This window comes from Lactobacillus iners (assembly GCF_011058775.1).
GTDB lineage: Bacteria > Bacillota > Bacilli > Lactobacillales > Lactobacillaceae > Lactobacillus > Lactobacillus iners.
Genome location: NZ_CP049230.1, coordinates 467,146 through 486,485 on the forward strand (window position 1 = coordinate 467,146; position 19,340 = coordinate 486,485).

The window sequence follows — 19,340 nt, forward strand, 5'->3', positions numbered from 1 at the left end:
TATGTGGAAGACGGTTTTACGACGTATTTTGATTATGATCCCACAATTGATCGTATTGAGTTTATTGGTTTTCGTTTTAGCTAAGATGATGCCCGGCGATCCATTTTCTGGGCAGATAAATCCTAACCAAGACCCTAAGACAATAGCACATTTGAAACAAGAATTGGGATTAAATGATGCCCCATGGATACAGTATTGTAGATGGTTAGGTAATGTTATTCATGGCGACTTTGGTACATCATATATTCAACATGTTGCTGTTACTTCACTTATTTGGGATCGTGCTGTTAATACTTTCTGGTTATCAATTGTTACTGTTATCTTATCTTACTCTATTTCGATACCGCTAGGAATTATTGCTGGTCACCATCAAGATGAATGGCAAGATCAATCGATTCAGATTTTTAACTATATTACTTTTGCAATTCCAGGATTTGTGTCGTTAATTTTGGGATTATGGTTATTTGGTTTTACGCTGGGTTGGTTCCCAATAGCAGGGTCTGTTGGTACAGATTGTGATTCTAGCGTATTTGCATATATTTGGAGTAGATTTTATCATTTGATATTACCAGCTATGTTATGTGCTATTTTATCTACTACTGGTACTGTTCAATATTTGAGAACTGGTATTGTTGATAATAAGGTTGAAGATTATGTTAGAACTGCACGTAGTAAGGGTGTTCCAGAAAAAGTTGTTTTCAACAAACATATTTTGCGTAACTCCTTGTTGCCAATTGCAGCTTTTATGGGTAATACTATTACAGGTTTACTTGCTGGATCAGTAATTTTAGAAACAATCTTCTCATATCCTGGTATGGGTAAGTTGTTCTTAGATTCTATTTCGCAACGTGATTATACGACTTTAACTGCTTTAATTTTACTTTTTGGTGTTTTAACTTTAGTTGGTAATTTATTATCAGACATCATTATGAGTATTGTTGATCCACGTATTAGAATTAAGTAGGGAGGTTGATATAAATGTTTAGTAAGAAGAAAAAAGCTGATGTTCAAGCAACTGCTAATAATTCAACGCCAGACTTACCACCTTCCGCTATAAAGGTTGTTGCTAAAGAAATAATTAAAGATAAAATTTCATTGTTAGCATTTTTGGTAATTGCGTTAATTTTTGCCACGACTTTTATTGGCTCATTTGCTTTTAGTATATTACATGTCGATGTTACTGACACTAATATTGCGGATGCATTTTATTCTTGGGGTCAGATGGGACATATATTAGGTACTGATGATGGTGGTAGAGATATTTTAAACCTACTTATAGTAGGTGGTAGAAATTCCATCATGATTGGTTTATCAGTTACTTTTATTACAGAAGTAATTGGATTAGTAGTTGGTGTTATTTCAGGATATTATGGCGGTTTTATTGATGCTATAATTATGCGTATTATTGATTTTATTCAAATTTTGCCACAATTACCAATTATCATTGTTTTAGTTAGTGTAATTCCTAATTATAACTCAGTAATTTTAGTAGCATTGATTTCCCTTTTTGGTTGGACTGGAACTACTAGATACTATAGAAGTTTTGTCTTATCTCAAAGCGGTCGTGAATACGTTCTTGCTTCTAAAACATCAGGGTCAAGTGATTGGCAGATTATGTTTCGTGAAGTTTTGCCTAATATTAGCTCAATGATTATTATTGATGTTGTTTTGGGAGTAGCTGGTAATATTGGTATTGAAACTGCATTATCATTTATTGGATATGGATTGCCTAATTCTACACCATCTTTGGGTACTTTAATTGGATTTGCTCAGGATCCAGTTAATGTTACGACACGATTATGGTTATGGATGCCTGCCACTGTGGTTTTATTAGCATTATCATTATCATTTAATTATGTTGGTCGAGCATTGCAAAGAGCAGGAGATGCACGTCAACGTGAAAATTAAGCAAAAGAAGGAAAATACACATTTTCCTTCTTTTTTTATGCTCAATTAAATTGAATATGGTGTTAATAATAAGTAATTTCACTTTATGGATAACTACTTAAAAAAGATGATTATAAGATAAGATTTTTAAAGTATACTGTAACAAAGTAAAAAAATAAAAAATATGATAAATTAATTTGTTCATAAAAGATTATATAACAAATAGTAAGTACTATTTGTACCAATTAAGTATGATAAATTATGAAAAAGTTTAATGTGCAAATCAGATGCGAATCTCGTTAGTTGCTTAAAATTAGATACATGTATAGCAATATTTAAGTTAAATTGCTATAAGACAATTTAACTTAAATTAAATAAAATATAAAAAAATTACAAAAAAATATTGCAAGGTTAAGTAGTAGATGTTATTATCTAATTAATAACTACGAAAATATCTATTGGGGGTAAATAATTTATGAAAAAATTTAGATTATTAAGTAGCTTAGCACTGTTATCTGGTGTTGCTTTAACAATGACTGCGTGTGGCGGCAAGTCTGATAATGCCAATGTTTCTACTAAGGCATTTAAGAGTGCTGTTCCTAAGAAAGAAGTTAAAAAGGGTGGTACATTGCGTCAAGCATTAACTACAAATACACCATTTACTGGAGTTTTCTTAAATGAATTGGCAGATACTCAAGATGATTCTGATGTTATGAGTCCTGCAAATGAATCCTTGTTTTATTTTGATGACTCATATGGATATAATGACGAAGGTCCTGCAACCATTAAAATGGATGTAAAGAAAAAGACTGTTACAGTTAAAATTAAAAAGGGTGTTAAGTGGTCTGACGGTAAGCAAGTATGTGCTAAAGACTATGAATATGCTTATGAAATTATTGCAAACAAAGATACACAAACATCTAGATATACTGAATCTTTACAAGCCCTTAAGGGATTAACAGAATATCATGATGGTAAAGCTAAGACTATTTCAGGTATTGAAATGCCTGATGGTGAAAAAGGCTTGACAGTAGTTTTACATTATAAAGAAATGAAACCTGGTATGCGTCAATCAGGTAATGGATTTATATGGGAATGTGCTGTACCATATCATTATTTAAAGGATGTTCCATTTAAGAAACTTAAGGAAAGTGATAAAGTTAGAAAGAATCCTCTGTTCTTTGGACCTTATAAGTTTAGTAAGATAGTACGTGGACAATCTGCTACATTTGTTAGAAATCCATATTACTGGCGTGGTAAGCCTAACTTTGACAAGGTTGTAATCCAAGTGCTTAACCCTAATAACTCTTCACAAGCTCTTAAGTCACACAAGTTTGACATCATTGGTGTTCGTAATTCTCAATGGAAAGAAGTAAAGAATACTAAGGGAGTAAACTTTGTAGGAAAAGTTGGATTAGGTTATTCTTATGTTGGATTTAAAGTAGGTAAATGGAGTGCCAAGAAGGGTAAGAACGTAATGAACCCTAAGGCTAAGATGAATAATAAAGCACTTCGTCAAGCTATTGCTTATGGTATGAATATTGCACCAGTTTACAAGAGATATACTAATGGATTAACTTTCCAAATTCCAACATTGATACCTAAGCAATTTGGTGCATTCTATAATGGATCCGTTAAGCCATATACTCAAGATTTCAAGAAGGCTAACAAGCTTTTGGATGATGCAGGATACAAGAAGAAAGGTAAATGGCGTGTACAACCTAATGGCAAGCCATTAGTAATTCACTTTGCCGCAATGTCTGGTTCTGCAATTCAGGAACCTATTATTCAAAACTACTTGAAACAATGGCATAAGCTTGGATTGAACGTTAAATTGGCTGGTGGCCGTTTAATGGAAATGAACTCATTCTATGACAAAGTTATGCACGATGATCCTAGTGTTGATATGTTTATGGCTGCATGGGGCTTATCTAGTGAACCTTCACCAAATGACTTGTATAATGAAAAAGCACCTTATAACTTCACAAGATTTGTAACTAAGAAGAACTCAGAGTTACTAAAAGCTATTGATTCTACTAAGGCATTCAATAAGAAATATCGTATAGCTAAATTCCATGAATGGCAAAAATACATGGCTGATGAGTTATATGTATTGCCAGTAGCTAACAATTGGTCCATTACTGCAGTTAACTCTAAGATTAGTGGATACGATGCAAGTCCTTCAGCTAGTTGTAAATTCTGGATGAATTGTGGATTTATTAAATAGTTTATCTAAAAATAAATTTGTTAATAGAAAGTTTGATTGCTCTATAGTGATCAAACTTTTTTATTTGCTTTAATGAACCTTTTATTTGCTTTAAAAAATAGGTATAATTAGTTAGTTATAGGAAGGAATAATTCATGGTTTCAGAATCTTTTAAAAATGAATTGCAAGAAAAATATCAAATAAAATTTAATAATGAACAACTTTTGGAGCAGGCATTGACACATTCATCTTATTCTAATGAACATCAAGGATGTAAAAATTATGAAAAATTAGAATTTTTGGGTGATGCAGTACTTGAATTAGCGATATCGGATTATTTATATAGACATTTTCCTAATATGAATGAGGGAGAATTAACAAGAATGCGTTCCAATATTGTGCGTACGGAGGGTTTTTCACAATTTGCTACTGAGTGTGGTTTTTCTAGAGAAGTAAAATTAGGAAAGGGTGAAGAGAAATCTGGTTCACGTACTAGACATACTTTATTAGAAGATGTTTTTGAAGCATTTAATGGTGCTTTATTTTTAGATCAAGGCATGCCTGCAGTACAACACTTTTTACATTTAACTGTATATCCTTTAATTGCCGAGGGTGATTTTGACTCATCTCGAGATTATAAAACTGAATTACAAGAAAAATTACAAGTTAATGGAGCCATTGATATTCAGTATAAAGTGATTGATTCAGATGAAGCACAGCCTAGATTTACTGTTCAGCTCATAGTAGCTGGTGAGAATATTTCACAAGGTATTGGACGTAGTAAAAAAGCTGCTGAACAAGTTGCAGCTTCTGTTGCTTTGAAAAATATTTAGATTTGTAAGAAAAGGTGAAATTGTGCCATTAAAACAATTAGTCTTAAATGGTTTTAAATCATTTGCAGATAAAACAACGATTAATTTTAATAAGGGAATCACAGGGATAGTTGGTCCCAATGGTAGTGGTAAAAGCAATGTTACCGAAGCAATTAGATGGGTAATGGGAGAAAACTCTGCCAAAGCATTACGTGGTGAAAATATGCGTGATATTATTTTTGCTGGTAGTGAATTTAGAGGACCATTGAATAAAGCTGAAGTTTGTCTTATTTTTGACAATCACGATCGACAATTACATCTTGATTCTGATAAAGTAGCAATAATGCGTCGTATTTTGAGATCAGGTGATAGTGAATATTTTATTAATAATCAGTCAGTTCGTTTGAAAGATATCAGAACTTTATTTGTTGACTCTGGATTATCACAAAATAGTTTGGCCATTATTTCGCAAGGTAAAGTTGATCAAATTTTAAATTCTCAGGCAGAAGATAGAAGATATATTTTTGAAGAAGCAGCTGGCGTTTTGCATTTTAAGCAACAAAAATTAGTTGCTTTAAAGAAATTAGATGAAACTAATAACAATTTGATTAGAATTAATGATTTGGTTAAGGAGCTAAAAGCGAGAGTCGAACCATTATGTGAAGAAAGTTCACTAGCGAAGCAATATAAATTTGAAAAGAAACAACTTGATCGAAAGTTGAAGCAATTACTTGCATTAGAAATTGAATCGCTTGTGTTAGAAAAAAAAGAAATAGGTAGCAAATTATCTGATAGTAAAACAAATTTAGATCGTATAGATGAAGAAGTAAGTAGATCTCAAAAAGATTTAGAAACTAAAAAGAAAAAATCTAAATTATTACATGAACAAAAAGATGATCATCAGAGTGCTTTACTACATATTACACAGGAGATAGCTCAATTAAGTACTGAATTACAAATACAAAAGCAAAGTTTTGAATATGATGCTGCGACTGCTAAAGAATTTGAGCAACAACACCAAGAATTAATTGTTAGAAAAAACAAATTACAGCAAATTTTAATTAATCAGCAAAATGATTTAGCTAAAGTTACTAATAATGCTCAACAGTTAGCAGATTTTAAGAAAAAATTAGGTTCAAAATTAAATACAACTCCTAATGAACTAAATCGTAATTTGGAGCTAGTTCGATCTGACTATATTCAGACTTTGCAAGATCAGACTACTAACAATAATCAGCAGGTGTTTTTAAAAAATGAGATACAAAGATTAACTAGAGCTGAAGATAGTCAAGTAGTTTCATTGTCTGAGCAAGTTCAGCAAAGTTCAGTAAAATTACACCAATTATTACAAGATAAGAAAAATTTGATGCAGCAACATGAAGAATTAGCTGCTAAAAATAATCAGAAAACAAAAGAATATAACCTTATTTCCCAACATGGACAGAAACTTCAGGAGCAAATTAATCATCTTCAGAACATCTTATCGCAAAAGCAAGCACAAATTGACGGGTTAAAGAAATTACAACAACGTCATGACGGTTACTATACAGGAGTCAAATTTATTTTAAATAATATGAGCAAATTTGCTGGTGCAATCGGTGTAGTAGGAGATTTGCTTAACTTTTCTCCTAAATTGGAAGCTGCATTGATTACGTCTTTGGGTTCAGGAGTACAAAGTGTAGTTACTATTGATAAAAATAGTGCTAAAGATGCTGTTGAATTATTAAAAAAATATCGTGCTGGTAGAGTAACTTTTTTACCTTTAGGTGGTTTGCGAAAAAATAAGATTCCTGATTCAACACTCAGAGTTATTAAATCGATGGACAAAGTTTTGGGTGTTGCAGCAGAACTGGTTACACCAACAATTGATAAGGATATTAGTGAAGTTATAAATTATTTACTAGGTAATGTTATTATTGTCGAAGATATGCAGACAGCATTGCAAGTGCAATCAAAAACTGGAGGATACTATCGAATTGTTACTTTAGATGGCGATATCATTAGCCCGGGTGGTAGTATTACGGGTGGTATACGCAATCAACGTACGAATTCGCCATTGCAAATTAATTTACAAATTGCAGAATTGGAAGATAAAGTGGTTGTCGATTTGCAAAAGATGAAGTCTTTAAAACAAGAATTAAGCCAATTTAATGATAAGATTCATCAGTTTGATATAACTATTCAAGAATATCAACGCCAATTATTGACACTTGAGAGTGAATTTAATAAGAGTAATTTAGACTATCAAGGGCAAAAAAAGGAAAATGATAGATTAAATCAGTTACTTTTGTTACAAACAAATGCTCAAAAGCAGAAACAAAATGATATTGAAAAAATTAAACGCCAGCTTGTTGAACAAGAAACATTGCAAAAAGTTATAGCAGACAAGCTTGTTAGTCAGAAGTCAAAGATGGAATCATTAAAGCGTGAGATCACGCAATTTGATAATGATCGCCAACATTTACAGGCTGAATTAGCTGATAATAGTTCTAGATTGGCTGTTGCTAACAATAAATGTGCTAACTTACAAGAGCAAATTAAACAGAATCAGGAACAAGCACTGCTAGTAGAAAAGCAATTGCAATCTTTAGCAATTAAAATGCATGATTTAGATGCTAAGAAAAATAATACGCAAAATGAAGAAAATTTGAACCAAAAGATTGCGATGAAAAAGGCCAGTCAAGAAAAATTAACTGCTGATTTAACTGAATTAAATACACAATTAGGTAAAATAGATGCTGAATTAAATCAGTTAGAGTCGCGTGCTTCTAGAGATTATGAATTAAGAAAAAATCTTGCTGATAATCACAAAAAATTATCTATTGATATTACCAAACTTTCTGATAGTATCAGACATAAATTAGATATTTTATCTCAGGATTATGATATTAGTTATGAAGCTGCTTTAGATATGGTTGAAGGTGAACATAACTTGCAAAAGCAACAGGATTTAGCAAAAGATGTAAAATTGCACAAAATGTCTATTGCTGAAATAGGTCCTGTTAATTTAAATGCTATTGATGAGTATCAGGAAGTAAAAACAAGGTATGATTTTTTATCTGAGCAACAAAATGATTTGTTGTCTGCACGTAAAAATATTGAAGTTTCTATGTCTAAACTTGATAATGAAGTGAAAAAACGATTTGAGGATACTTTCTTAAAAATAGCTCAAAAATTTAAAACTATATTTCCTATTATGTTTGGTGGCGGACATGCTCAGTTGATGATGGTTGATCCTAAAAATATACTAGAAACTGGAATCGAGATTGTAGCACAACCACCTGGCAAGAAATTACAAAGTTTGAGTTTATTATCTGGTGGAGAAAGAGCTTTAACAGCAATAACTTTATTATTTGCGATGTTAGAAGTGAGTCCTGTTCCTTTTTGTATTCTAGATGAAGTTGAAGCGGCTTTGGATGAAGCCAATGTAGTTCGTTTTGCAGATTTTTTAAATAAATATGAATTAAAAACACAGTTCATTGTCATTACTCATCGAAGAGGTACGATGAAAAAAGTTAATAATTTATATGGTGTAGTCATGCAAGAATCAGGTGTTTCTCAAGTTTTATCAGTGTCATTAACTGATGATCAAAATAGGTGAGGTAGTCATGGGATTATTTAATAAGTTAAAAGAAAAATTATTGGGTAAAACAGAAGAAAATAAAGATTCACAAATTACAAAAAAAGACAATGATATTCAAGCAACATATGATCGTGGCTTGAAAAAGACTAGTAATTCTTTAGGTGAAAAACTGAATTCATTTTTAGCACAGTTTAGAACAATTGATGAAGATTTTTTTGATGATTTGGAAGATTTATTAATTGAAGCAGATGTGGGCTATGAGACAGCAGAAATGCTGACTGATGAATTACGAAATGAGGCTAAGCTTAAAAATGTTAAAGATAGCAAATTGTTAAAAAATGTTATTGTTGAAAAATTAGTCGAATTATATGAACAAAATAATACTAAAGATAGTAAGCTAATCCTTAAAACTGGAGATATGCCTGCTGTGTTTTTATTTGTTGGTGTAAATGGAGCAGGTAAGACAACAACCATTGGTAAATTAGCTAAAAAATTAAAAGATGCAGGTAATTCTGTGATGTTAGTGGCAGCAGATACTTTTAGAGCTGGTGCTGTAGAGCAATTAAAGGCATGGGGTCAGCGTGTAGATGTACAGGTTATTAGTGGCAATACTAATGCTGATCCTTCATCAGTGGTTTATGAGGGGTTAGAATGTGCTGTTAAGAATCATATAGATTATTTATTAGTTGATACTGCTGGTAGGTTGCAAAATAAGGTTAATTTGATGAATGAATTAGACAAGATAAATCGTACAATACATCGCAAAATACCTGATCAACCGCAAGAAATATTATTGGTTATTGATGGTTCTACTGGACAAAATGCTTTAAATCAAGCTAAGGAATTTGATAAGACAACAAAATTAACCGGATTAGTGTTGACTAAATTAGATGGTTCTTCAAAAGGTGGAATCGTTTTAGCAATTAGAAATGAAATGTCATTACCTGTAAAATTAGTTGGCTTAGGAGAAAAAGCAGAAGATCTAGCAGAGTTTGATGCAGAAAAATTTGCGATTGGGTTATTCCATGAGTTGATTTAGAGTTTTTTTGAGGAGGAAATATTTAGATGAAAAAATTAAGTGCTTGTACAACAATATTAGTGGGAAAAAAAGCTACGATAGATGGGTCAACAATGATTGCTCGTAATGACGATACATATAGTCCAATTACACCACAAAAATTTATTATTCAGAAAGCAGAAAAAAATAATAAGGGACGCATTATTAAATCTTATTTAAATAATTTTCAGATGGAATTACCAGAAAATGCTCAACGTGTGCCAGCTGTACCTAATGTTGATTATAAAAAATTAGGTTACTATGATGAAAGCGGAATTAATGAATGCAATGTGGCAATGTCTTGTACTGAGTCAACTTATGGTAATGAAAGAACTTTAGCCTTTGATCCATTAGTAGTAGATGGGTTAGATGAAGATTGTATGCAAACAGTTGTTTTACCTTATATTAAGTCAGCTCGTAATGGAGTTGAATATTTAGGTGAATTGATTACTAAGTATGGAAGTGCTGCAGGTAATTCTGTTTTATTTGGTGATAAAGATGAAGTATGGTATATGGAAATTGTAACGGGTCATCATTGGGTGGCTAAAAGAATTCCTGATGATTGTTATGCTATTGCTGCTAATAGAGTATCTATTGAAAATGTTGATTTTACAAATGCAGATTATTTTATGTGGAGTGATGGAATTAGGGAATTTGTTGATGCACATCATTTGAATCCAGATCATCATGGATGGAATTTCCGCCATATATTTGGTACGTACACTGAGCAAGACAGACATTATAATACTAGTCGTGTATGGTATGGGCAAAAATATTTTAATCCAGATATTGAGCAGGATCCTCAAGATGGTGATCTGCCTTTCATCAGAAAAGCTAACAAATTAATTACACAAGAAGATATTGAATTTGTCTTGGGATCTCACTATCAAAATACTCCATATGATCCATTTGGTCATGGAACTGATGAAGAAAAACATATGTATCGTCCAATTGGATTAAATAGAACGCAAAATGCACATATTTTACAAATTAGAAATGATGTTGATGCTGATAAAGCAGGCATTATGTGGTTATGTATAGGTGGACCTACTTTTACACCATTTATTCCATTTTTTGCTAATATGAGTGATACTGATGCCTCATTTAATAATACTAGTTTAACTTATAATCAAAATGATGCTTGGTGGTATTATAAATCATTAGCTAGTTTAGTGGAGAGCCATTATCCACAATTTGTGCAGCTTAATATTAAATATTTAGAAGAACTTAATCGTTATTACCGTGGCAGAATAGAAGAAATTATTGCTAATAGTGAAGGTCTTGCAGGTAATAAGTTAACTGAATATTTAACAGCGGAAAATCAAAAAACTGTCAAGCATACTAAGAAATTGTCTGATGAGCTTTTTGGCAAAATGTTTATAGAATCTATTAAGATGTCTAAATTAACATTTAGTATGGATAAAAATTTATAATATAAAATATTTATAGTTATTTGGCATACAATCGGTTATTTAATATAATATACTAATAAATATATTGATATTTGTTAAAATAATATTTTAATTGGAATAAGGGTGATGGCAATGACAATAACACCAATGGAAATTCATGATAAAGTATTTCCAATAGTTAAAAATGGGTATAGTGCGGAAGCTGTTGATGAATTTCTTGATCAGATTATTGATGATTATGCAGATGTACTTGATCGCAATGTTGATTTAAAGAATGAAAATTATAAGCTTAAGAAACAATTAAGGGATGCATCTTCTGACAATACGCAAATATGTCAGCACATGGTAGAAGTTCAAGAACAAGCAAGACAAATTGTAAATCAAGCACGTGTTACGGCTCAACAAATAATTGACGATGCTAAGGATAAATCAGATAGCATGTTAGCTGATACGCAAAAGCAACTTGTTCAACAACAAAATATGTTAGAACAATATAATACATTGATGAATGATTATGAATTGCTTAAAACTGAGGTTGCAAATTTTATTCATGATACCAAGGCTAAATTAAATGAACAAGTCAAAGAATTAGATGATAATGATTGGCAGATATATTTAGATAAGCATTATGGTAGGACTCGTTTGTATCCTGCTGATGGTTCACAACCAATTAAAACTGATGATTCAGATAATATTATTGATGAGGAAGGTTTAATTAAACCAGAAGATATAGATAAATATCAAGAATATATACCTGCAGAAAACTTTGACGAAGATATTGACAACAATACTGATACTGAAGTAAACTCTGATAATGAGAAAGAAGATACTCATAAGATTTTAGAAGGCGATAATCCTACTGTCGTGGAAACAGTAGAAGATGAAAATAGTAATTCTGATTCACTTTCCAGACCTAAGATTATCTTCCCTGATGATTATAAAGATCATAATTAAAGTAAATCGACAGTAAAACAAGTAGATGAAACAGCGAGCTATTAGATGGTGAGAGATTAGCGATATCGAAAATGTTGATCAGCTGCCAATTGATTTACCGTAATCTATACGTTACATGAAATATGAGTGGAACATTTTTATGTTCAAGTTAGGTGGTACCACGAAAAACTTCGTCCTATTTTGGGCGGAGTTTTTTGTTTAGAAAGGAAAAATATGAAAATAAAAGATACACTTAATTTAGGCAATACTAAATTTAAAATGCGTGGAAATCTTCCAGTTCGTGAAGCTGAATGGCAAAAGCAATGGGAGGATAACGATTTATATGAACAAAGACTTAAATTAAATGAAGGACATCCTCGCTTTGATATGCATGATGGACCTCCTTTTGCTAATGGTAATATTCATATGGGGCATGCATTAAATAAAATATCTAAAGATATTATTGTTAGATATAAAAATATGCGTGGCTTTTATGCTCCATTTGTTCCTGGATGGGATACTCATGGATTACCTATTGAACAGCAATTAGCTAAAAAAGGTGTTAAGCGTAAAGAGTTAAATATGGCTGAATATCGCCAGATGTGCCATGATTATGCTTTGAGTCAAATTGAAAAGCAACGTCAAGATTTTAAGCGACTAGGTGTAATGGCTGATTGGAATCATCCATATATTACTTTTCAACCCCAATTTGAAGCTCAAGAAATTAGAGTATTTGGCGAAATGTACAATAAAGGTTATATCTATAAGGGTAAAAAACCTGTATATTGGTCATGGTCTTCTGAGTCAACTTTAGCAGAAGCAGAAGTTGAATATAAAGATGTTGAAGCCAATTCGATTTTCGTTGCTTTTAAGTTGATTGATGGTAAGGATCTTTTGGACACTGATAATACATATTTGATTATCTGGACTACTACACCATGGACAATTCCTGCCAATGAGGCTATTTGTGTCAATCCTAAGTTTGATTATTCATTAGTTCAAGTTAATGACAAGAAGTTCGTTGTAGCTACTGGCTTGTTAGAAAAAGTTGCTCAAGAAATTGGCTGGGATGAATATAATGTGGTTAAAAGCTTTAAGGGCTCAGAGATGGAGTATATGAAAGCTAAACACCCTATATATGATAAAGAGAGTTTAGTTATTGAAGGATTCCATGTTACTTTAGATGATGGTACTGGCTTGGTTCATACCGCACCGGGATTTGGTGCAGATGACTTTAATGTAGGATTAAAATATAACCTACCAATTTTTAGTCCAGTAGATGGTCAAGGAAATTATACTGATGAAGTGCCTGAATTGGCTGGAATGTTTTATCAAGATGTTGATAAATTAATGCTTGAAAAGCTTAAAGCGTGCGGTGCATTACTTAAGTTAAAAGTCTTTACTCACTCTTATCCACATGATTGGCGTACTAAAAAACCTGTTATTTTTAGAGCTACGACACAATGGTTTGCATCTATTGAACCATTCCGTCAACAAATTCTTGATGAAATTGATAAAGTCAATTTTTTGCCAGATTGGGGAAAAATCCGTCTTTACAACATGATTAAAGATAGAGGAGATTGGGTCATTTCACGTCAACGTGCATGGGGAGTCCCATTACCAATCTTTTATGCAGAAGATGGAACACCGATTGTCACTCCGGAAACAATTGAACATATTGCCAAGATTTTTGAAAAAGAGGGCTCTATGGCATGGTTCACTAAAACAGCTAAAGAATTGTTGCCTGATGGATTTACTTCATCTCATTCACCTAATGGTGAATTTACGAAAGAAAAAGATATATTAGATGTATGGTTTGATTCTGGTTCGTCTCATACAGCAGTTATGGCACAAAGACCAGAATTGAGTTATCCTGCTGATTTATATCTTGAAGGTAGTGATCAATATCGTGGTTGGTTTAATTCTAGTTTAATTACCTCTGTTGCTATTTCAGGCCAAGCACCATATCGTCAAATTTTGTCTCAAGGTTTTGTTTTAGATGATAAAGGTCATAAAATGTCTAAATCATTGGGAAATGTTATTGCACCAAATGATGTAATTAAACAAATGGGAGCTGAAATCATTCGCTTATGGGTAGCTGGTGCGGATACAACTTCCGATGTTGCTGTTTCTCAAGATATTTTGAAACAGGCAGCTGAGAGTTATCGTAAAGTTAGAAATACTATGCGATTTATGTTGGCTAATACTTCTGATTTTGATCCAAAAAAGAATACAGTGCCTTATGATGAAATGTCTGGTGTTGATCAATATATGGAAGTTAAACTTAATAAGTTGTTAGCTGAATGTTTAGAGGCATATGATCATTATGATTTTACTTCTGTATATAAGAATGTATTTAGCTTCTTGTCTAATGATCTGTCATCCTTCTATTTAGATTTTGCTAAAGATGTTTTATATATTGAATCTGAAGATGGTCAAGCTCGCCGTTCGATGCAAACTGTCATATATGATTTCTTAGTTAAATTGGCAAAATTGTTGACGCCTATTTTGCCACATACAATGGAAGAAATTTGGAGTTATTTAAAAGAACCAGAAAAATTTGTACAATTGACAAATATGCCTGAAGTACAACATTTCGCTAATGAAAATGTGATTTTAAGCAACTGGAAGAGATTTATGACATTAAGATCTGATGTTTTAAAGGCTCTAGAAGATGCTAGAAATAAAAAAGTAATTGGTAAATCTTTTGAAGCACATGTTATCTTATATCCGAAAGCAGATACTGCTGAATTATTAGAATCTTTAAATGCAGATGTTCGTCAAATCTTGATAGTATCTGATTTAACTATCGAAAATGAGACGAAAATGCCACAGAATGTAGAAGAGTTTGCTACTGCTGGTATAGTTGTTGAACATGCACAAGGTGATGTTTGCCCAAGATGTCGTCGTACAACTGATGATTTTTGTAAGAATGGTAGCTTATCTAATTTATGTTCTAGATGTGCAGATATTGTTTTGAAAAATTATCCTCAAGTGTCAGAGGAAGGACTTGAAGAGTAATGAGAACAGGCATAGTTAAGCAATTTGATAGTCGGTCTCCTTATGGATTTATTGAAGATGATCTGACAGGAGCTTCATATTTTGTTTTTTATAAATCAATTAAAGAAAGTGGCTATAAAAGATTAGAGGTTGGACAGCGTGTACGTTATCAGCTTGCACAGGGTAAAAAAGGCTTGCAATGTATTAACGTCTATGTTGAAAACAATGAGAGAGGATAATTAAGATGGATATAAGAGAAGAAGAAATTTCTAGAAAACGTATTTTTTCTGGAAAATTGATCGATCTGGATGTCGAAACCATTAGTTTGCCTAATGGTAAGACCGCTCTGCGTGAGATAGTTAATCATCCTGATGCTAGTGCAACAATTGCTATAAATAATCAAAATAAAATGCTGTTGGTAAGGCAATGGCGTGAAACTATTAAGCAAGAAACTTTGGAGATACCTGCGGGATTAATTGATGATACGGATGCTTCACCATTGGATGCAATGAAACGTGAATTAAATGAAGAAGGTGGATATCGGGCAGAATATTGGGAAAAGATTTCTGAATTTTATTCATCATGCGGTTTTTGTAATGAAAAATTGTACTTATTTTATTGTGATACTTTGACTAAAGTAGAAAATAAGCGTCCATTGGACGATGATGAATTCCTCACTCAAGTCTGGTATAGTTTAGATGAGTTGAAACAATTGCTTGCACAAGGTAAGATCGTTGATTCAAAGACTGTAATGGCTATTAATTTATGGGAAAATATGGTATTAACGGGTAATCGTAATAATGACTGAAAAAAGGTCTGAGTATATTAAAGAAAAAAGAAAAAAAGCTCTTTTTGGCTTCTTTAAGAAAAAAGATCGCCATGCAGCTGATAATTCTGATTTAAAAGATAATATATCAAATGATGAAGTAATTGACCGTCCAAAATTAACCAAAGAGGAAAAAAGCAAACGATTAAAACGCTTTTTAAATCGAGCAATAATTATTGAATTGATTTTATTAGCTTTGGTATTATTATACTTATTGAAGTTTTAGGGGATTTAATAGTGAAGATTGCAATCATGGTTCCAATGGCTGAAGAGGCAGAGTATTATCATACTAATTTTCAATTTAATGAAATTAAAAAGTATGGTATAACCGAATACAGTCATGGTTTTATAGGTAATAATGAAGTTTTTATAGGTCTTTCTGGGATAGGTAAGGTAAATGCCGCCATGAATATTACCTCATTATTAGTTAATGAAAAAATTGACCTAATATTTATCACTGGTTCAGCAGGTGCGTTGCAAACTAATATTCATCAGTATGATCTTGTTTGTCCTGATGCATTTCGTTATTTTGATGTACATAATACTATGGCGGGAGATTATGTAGAAGGGCAGATACCCCAAGAACCTGCTGAATATGACTTGAATAGTATGTTACGTGATGATTTTATTAAGTATTTACAGGCAAAAAAAATAAGATATTTTTCAGGATTAGCTGTTACTGGTGATAGTTTTATTGCAACATTTGAAACTAAGAATGGTATTTTGAAAAACTTCCCGGATGCACTTTGCGTGGAGATGGAAGGGGCTGCTTTTGCTCAAGTTGCATCTAAATTTGGCGTACCGCTAGTTGCACTGCGAGCTATTTCAGATAATGCTGCCAATGAAGCTGCTGTTGATTTTGATATCTTTGTCAAAAATGTTGCTAAAAAAGCTGCAAGTATTATTTGCGATTATTTGAAAAATTAATTTATAAAGGGTTAGATTGGTTTGAAAAAGAATATATATTTAGATAATGCAGCTACTACACCGGTTTCGCCATCTGTAGCTGCCAGAATTAACGACGAAATGCTTGATGATTTTGGAAATGCATCAAGTCAGCATTATTTTGGACGTAAAGCTCGTGCAGCTGTAGAAGTCGCTAGAAAAATTATTGCTGATTCCATCAACGCAAAAGCAAATGAGATTGTATTTACTTCAGGTGGTACAGAAAGTAATAATACTGCTATTTATGGTACAGCTAAATTACGTAGTCATTTAGGTAAAAAAATTATTACTACTAAAGTGGAACATCCATCAGTGTTAAATCCAATGAAAGATTTGGAATCGAAAGGTTACAATATAGTTTATTTGGATGTTGATCAAACGGGTCATATTTCTTTAGAGCAGTTAAAAGATGAGTTAACGGATGATACTATTCTGGTATCCATCATGTCAGTTAATAATGAAGTAGGTTCTATTATGCCAATTGAAGAAATTGGTCAGTTGGTCAAAGGTACTAATGCTTTATTTCATGTTGATGATGTTCAAGGATTTGGTAATATAGATATTGATGTTCAAAAGTCAAATATTGATTTAATGTCGACGTCAGCTCATAAAATAAATGGCCCTAAATTTTTGGGATTTTTATATGAAAAAGAAGGAATAAATTTGCCACCATTATTATTAGGTGGTGAGCAGGAATTAAAGCGTCGACCTGGTACAGAAAATGTTCCTGCTATTTCTGGTTTTGGTGTTGCAGTTAAAGAATCAAATATTGATAAAAAAGAACAACAAAAGAAATATCAAAATTTACAGAATATTATTATTAATAAATTGAAACATGATCATGTTGATTTTGAAGTTAATGGTAGTATCTCTGGATCTGTTTCACATCATGTTTTAAATTTATGGCTGAAAGGAATAGATACAGCCTTGGCTATTACCAATTTAGATTTAGCCGGTTTTTCTGTTTCTGGAGGATCTGCTTGTACAGCAGGATCTTTACATCCATCGCATGTTTTAGCTGCAATGTATGGTGAATCATCTCCACGTTTAAGAGAGTCGATTAGAGTATCTTTTAGTAGATTTACTAGTGAGGACGATGTAACTTCTTTTGCAGCAGAATTAGCTGATATGTGCAAAAGGTTAGTATAGTTAGCTTAATTTTAATGAGCAATCAAGCACTAATATAGCTTGGTTGCTTTTTGATACTATGGGATATATATTTAGAATTAATAGTCAAATTTATTAGTTATGGAGTGATGACCTATCGGAAAAATAAGAATACATAATATTGTGGTTTATACACATAATGGAGTTTTTGCAGAAGAAAAAATTTTGGGTCAAAGGTTAGAAATTGATTGTGAAATATCTTATCCGATTGAACAAAAAGTAATTCATGATAACTTATCTGAAACAATAAGTTACGTTGATATTTATGAATTAATAGTAAAATATGCACAAGAGCAAAGTTTTAATTTAATTGAAACTTTAGCAAATAAATTGGCAGATAAGATTTTATCTGAAGATAGCATGATAATTTCTGTTCAATTGAAAGTAAGAAAATACGGTGTTCCTATGGCTGGAGCTTTTGATGATATAGAAATAGAGGTTTTTAAAAAGCAAAAATGAAGTCAAAAGCATATTTGAGTGTGGGAAGTAATATTGGTGATAGACTTAATAATATAGTCCAAGCCGTCAATTTATTGCGAAGTAATAAACATATCTATAATGTAACAGTATCTTCAGTATATGAAACCGAACCGGTAGGCAATGTTGAACAGCAGAATTTTTATAATATAGGTATTAAGATAGAGACAGATTTAGATCCTTTTTTACTATTAGAAGCATTACATGATATAGAGCAAAAATTACATCGAAAGAGATTGGTTCGTTGGGGACCTAGGACTATTGATTTAGATATTATTGATTATGAAAATTATCAAATTAAAACTGATATTTTGACGTTGCCCCACAAAGAAAGAGATAATAGGAAGTTTGTATTAGAACCATTGTTAGAGATTAGCAAAGATGATCCAGCATATCATAACCTATTACAAGAAAAGATTAAGTGTACTAAAGATACGAATTGGATCAAAGTAGTACAGCAAAGTGAGGTATTTAATGAATCAACAAAAAATTGAACATGCAGTTAGAGAATTATTAGTGGCAGTAGGTGAAGATCCTGATCGCAGTGGATTAGTAGAAACACCTAAACGAGTAGCTAAGATGTATCAAGAAATCTTTTCGTCACTCAATCATCGACCAGAAGACTTTGCAAATTATAAAAAATTTCATGTAGATAGTAATCCAGAAATGGTATCTATTAATCATATACCTATCTATTCTATGTGCGAGCATCATTTATTACCATTTTTTGGATATGCTGATATCGCATATATTCCTAACAATAATATGGTCTTAGGATTAAGTAAAATTCCGCGGTTAGTTGAATTTGTTAGCAAAAAGCCAACGATGCAAGAAAAGATTACTACTGATATTGTTAAACAATTAGCTAAATTCATTGATCCTAAAGGAATAGCAGTTGCTATTAAAGCACGGCATTTATGTATGGAGATGCGAGGTATTAATAAATATGGGCAATATACTTACACTTCAGATTATGCTGGACTATTTAATGAAGATGATAAATTAAAGCAAGAGTTTTTAAAGCAGCGAGGATAA

The 19,340-nt window shown here is 32.1% G+C and carries 17 protein-coding genes; all 17 read left to right on the forward strand.

Annotated features, from left to right (window positions below; genetic code table 11):
* Nucleotide 1 precedes the first annotated feature (1 nt).
* The 17 genes from opp4B to folE all read left to right on the forward strand — a co-directional run bounded on the left by opp4B (nucleotide 2) and on the right by folE (nucleotide 19,340).
* Complete coding sequence (gene opp4B, locus G6Z82_RS02340; protein ID WP_006731796.1) at nucleotides 2-964, forward strand: oligopeptide ABC transporter permease; 963 nt, start codon at nucleotides 2-4, stop codon at nucleotides 962-964.
* Nucleotides 965-978: 14 nt separating this feature from the next.
* Nucleotides 979-1,908 (forward strand): ABC transporter permease, encoded by a 930-nt coding sequence (locus G6Z82_RS02345; protein WP_164785760.1) that lies wholly within the window; start codon nucleotides 979-981, stop codon nucleotides 1,906-1,908.
* Nucleotides 1,909-2,362: 454 nt separating this feature from the next.
* The gene (locus G6Z82_RS02350) at nucleotides 2,363-4,114 is read left to right on the forward strand and encodes an oligopeptide ABC transporter substrate-binding protein (RefSeq protein WP_006732651.1); all 1,752 of its coding nucleotides are present in this window, start codon (nucleotides 2,363-2,365) and stop codon (nucleotides 4,112-4,114) included.
* 134 nt (nucleotides 4,115-4,248) lie between these two features.
* A complete protein-coding gene (rnc, locus tag G6Z82_RS02355) occupies nucleotides 4,249-4,926 on the forward strand; it encodes a ribonuclease III (RefSeq protein WP_006729087.1) in 678 nt (225 codons plus the stop codon).
* A 22-nt stretch (nucleotides 4,927-4,948) separates the two neighbouring features.
* Nucleotides 4,949-8,506 (forward strand): chromosome segregation protein SMC, encoded by a 3,558-nt coding sequence (gene smc / locus G6Z82_RS02360; RefSeq protein ID WP_164785761.1) that lies wholly within the window; start codon nucleotides 4,949-4,951, stop codon nucleotides 8,504-8,506.
* A 7-nt stretch (nucleotides 8,507-8,513) separates the two neighbouring features.
* Nucleotides 8,514-9,527 carry a signal recognition particle-docking protein FtsY gene (ftsY, locus tag G6Z82_RS02365; protein ID WP_164785762.1) on the forward strand — a complete coding sequence of 338 codons (1,014 nt, stop codon included), beginning with the start codon at nucleotides 8,514-8,516 and terminating at the stop codon, nucleotides 9,525-9,527.
* A 26-nt stretch (nucleotides 9,528-9,553) separates the two neighbouring features.
* Nucleotides 9,554-10,978, forward strand: coding sequence for a C69 family dipeptidase (locus G6Z82_RS02370; RefSeq protein ID WP_164785763.1), 1,425 nt, complete (start codon nucleotides 9,554-9,556; stop codon nucleotides 10,976-10,978).
* Nucleotides 10,979-11,083: 105 nt separating this feature from the next.
* A complete protein-coding gene (locus G6Z82_RS02375; RefSeq protein ID WP_164785764.1) occupies nucleotides 11,084-11,911 on the forward strand; it encodes a DivIVA domain-containing protein in 828 nt (275 codons plus the stop codon).
* Nucleotides 11,912-12,124: 213 nt separating this feature from the next.
* Complete coding sequence (ileS, locus tag G6Z82_RS02380; protein ID WP_006736028.1) at nucleotides 12,125-14,911, forward strand: isoleucine--tRNA ligase; 2,787 nt, start codon at nucleotides 12,125-12,127, stop codon at nucleotides 14,909-14,911.
* Nucleotides 14,911-15,129, forward strand: a complete 219-nt coding sequence (locus G6Z82_RS02385) for a cold-shock protein (protein ID WP_006729092.1) — start codon at nucleotides 14,911-14,913, stop codon at nucleotides 15,127-15,129. The genes ileS and G6Z82_RS02385 overlap by 1 nt, the downstream gene beginning before the upstream one ends.
* Before the next feature lie 5 nt (nucleotides 15,130-15,134).
* Nucleotides 15,135-15,698 carry an NUDIX hydrolase gene (locus tag G6Z82_RS02390; protein WP_164785765.1) on the forward strand — a complete coding sequence of 188 codons (564 nt, stop codon included), beginning with the start codon at nucleotides 15,135-15,137 and terminating at the stop codon, nucleotides 15,696-15,698.
* On the forward strand, nucleotides 15,691-15,942 hold the full coding sequence (locus G6Z82_RS02395) for a hypothetical protein (RefSeq protein WP_006736041.1): 252 nt from the start codon (nucleotides 15,691-15,693) through the stop codon (nucleotides 15,940-15,942). Before G6Z82_RS02390 ends, G6Z82_RS02395 begins: the two co-directional genes overlap by 8 nt.
* 11 nt (nucleotides 15,943-15,953) lie before the next feature.
* On the forward strand, nucleotides 15,954-16,643 hold the full coding sequence (locus G6Z82_RS02400) for a 5'-methylthioadenosine/adenosylhomocysteine nucleosidase (RefSeq protein ID WP_006736047.1): 690 nt from the start codon (nucleotides 15,954-15,956) through the stop codon (nucleotides 16,641-16,643).
* 21 nt (nucleotides 16,644-16,664) lie between these two features.
* Nucleotides 16,665-17,810: a cysteine desulfurase family protein gene (locus tag G6Z82_RS02405; protein ID WP_006734196.1), complete on the forward strand. Its 1,146-nt coding sequence runs from the start codon at nucleotides 16,665-16,667 to the stop codon at nucleotides 17,808-17,810.
* A gap of 141 nt (nucleotides 17,811-17,951) precedes the next feature.
* Nucleotides 17,952-18,287 carry a dihydroneopterin aldolase gene (folB, locus tag G6Z82_RS02410; protein WP_006734186.1) on the forward strand — a complete coding sequence of 112 codons (336 nt, stop codon included), beginning with the start codon at nucleotides 17,952-17,954 and terminating at the stop codon, nucleotides 18,285-18,287.
* Nucleotides 18,284-18,799: a 2-amino-4-hydroxy-6-hydroxymethyldihydropteridine diphosphokinase gene (folK, locus tag G6Z82_RS02415; protein ID WP_006729098.1), complete on the forward strand. Its 516-nt coding sequence runs from the start codon at nucleotides 18,284-18,286 to the stop codon at nucleotides 18,797-18,799. Before folB ends, folK begins: the two co-directional genes overlap by 4 nt.
* Entirely contained in the window at nucleotides 18,780-19,340 is a 561-nt protein-coding gene (gene folE / locus G6Z82_RS02420) for a GTP cyclohydrolase I FolE (protein ID WP_006733783.1), read from the forward strand. The genes folK and folE overlap by 20 nt, the downstream gene beginning before the upstream one ends.

Excerpts from the sequence above, each read along its gene's own strand:
- opp4B (WP_006731796.1), top strand. The coding sequence starts at position 2 with ATGTGGAAGACGGTTTTACGACGTATTTTGATTATGATCCCACAATTG.
- G6Z82_RS02345 (WP_164785760.1), top strand. The coding sequence starts at position 979 with ATGTTTAGTAAGAAGAAAAAAGCTGATGTTCAAGCAACTGCTAATAAT.
- G6Z82_RS02350 (WP_006732651.1), top strand. The coding sequence starts at position 2,363 with ATGAAAAAATTTAGATTATTAAGTAGCTTAGCACTGTTATCTGGTGTT.
- rnc (WP_006729087.1), top strand. The coding sequence starts at position 4,249 with ATGGTTTCAGAATCTTTTAAAAATGAATTGCAAGAAAAATATCAAATA.
- ftsY (WP_164785762.1), top strand. The coding sequence starts at position 8,514 with ATGGGATTATTTAATAAGTTAAAAGAAAAATTATTGGGTAAAACAGAA.
- G6Z82_RS02370 (WP_164785763.1), top strand. The coding sequence starts at position 9,554 with ATGAAAAAATTAAGTGCTTGTACAACAATATTAGTGGGAAAAAAAGCT.
- G6Z82_RS02375 (WP_164785764.1), top strand. The coding sequence starts at position 11,084 with ATGGCAATGACAATAACACCAATGGAAATTCATGATAAAGTATTTCCA.
- ileS (WP_006736028.1), top strand. The coding sequence starts at position 12,125 with ATGAAAATAAAAGATACACTTAATTTAGGCAATACTAAATTTAAAATG.
- G6Z82_RS02385 (WP_006729092.1), top strand. The coding sequence starts at position 14,911 with ATGAGAACAGGCATAGTTAAGCAATTTGATAGTCGGTCTCCTTATGGA.
- G6Z82_RS02390 (WP_164785765.1), top strand. The coding sequence starts at position 15,135 with ATGGATATAAGAGAAGAAGAAATTTCTAGAAAACGTATTTTTTCTGGA.
- G6Z82_RS02395 (WP_006736041.1), top strand. The coding sequence starts at position 15,691 with ATGACTGAAAAAAGGTCTGAGTATATTAAAGAAAAAAGAAAAAAAGCT.
- folK (WP_006729098.1), top strand. The coding sequence starts at position 18,284 with ATGAAGTCAAAAGCATATTTGAGTGTGGGAAGTAATATTGGTGATAGA.
- folE (WP_006733783.1), top strand. The coding sequence starts at position 18,780 with ATGAATCAACAAAAAATTGAACATGCAGTTAGAGAATTATTAGTGGCA.